Below are 578 nucleotides of genomic sequence, written 5' to 3'. Positions count from 1 at the left end.
AGGTTTGAGCAAACCATTGCGACATCAGCTATAAAGCTGATCCGATTACATCTTCTCTTCACGATTTCATACAGAACAGGCAGACTTCGTAAAGTCCGCAAACTTGGTTCTTTCTCTTGTTGACTGCCAATATCCGTCTCAACACCAAAACACGCCCATTCTCAAGGAATGATGGTGGAGCCGGACGGGATCGAACCGACGACCCCCTGCTTGCAAAGCAGGTGCTCTCCCAGCTGAGCTACGGCCCCTTATCATGTAACATGGTGGGCCTGGGAGGACTTGAACCTCCGACCCCACGCTTATCAAGCGTGTGCTCTAACCAACTGAGCTACAAGCCCAGATACCGACGCAAACGCTGCTACGCGATCCAGAGGTCCGCCTCGAAGCTAAGCTTCGCAAGGCCGACCGGCCGTCGGCCCTGATGGGCCGCGCCTGCGCAGGGCCAGCAGCATCAGCTGCGGTACGGCCCGTGAGCAATCAACAATGAAGAAAGAGAAACGAAGGCGGCACGCCTGCAAGCGATCGTCAGGCTGACTGGCCTGCGATCTATGTTCTAATAAGATGGAGAAGGATCATCA

The 578-nt window shown here is 54.7% G+C and carries 2 tRNA genes; both read right to left on the bottom strand.

Going from position 1 to position 578, the window contains the following annotated elements:
- Window positions 1–172: 172 nt before the first annotated feature.
- A tRNA-Ala gene (locus tag F9K91_RS25605) sits at window positions 173–248 on the bottom strand.
- A gap of 13 nt (window positions 249–261) precedes the next feature.
- Window positions 262–338 (bottom strand) — tRNA-Ile (locus F9K91_RS25600).
- Window positions 339–578 lie beyond the last annotated feature (240 nt).

The organism is Brucella tritici (assembly GCF_008932295.1).
Classification (GTDB): Bacteria; Pseudomonadota; Alphaproteobacteria; order Rhizobiales; family Rhizobiaceae; genus Brucella; species Brucella tritici.
The sequence above is the reverse complement of the archived record's forward strand: the minus strand, read 5'-3'. Positions and strand labels throughout refer to the sequence as shown.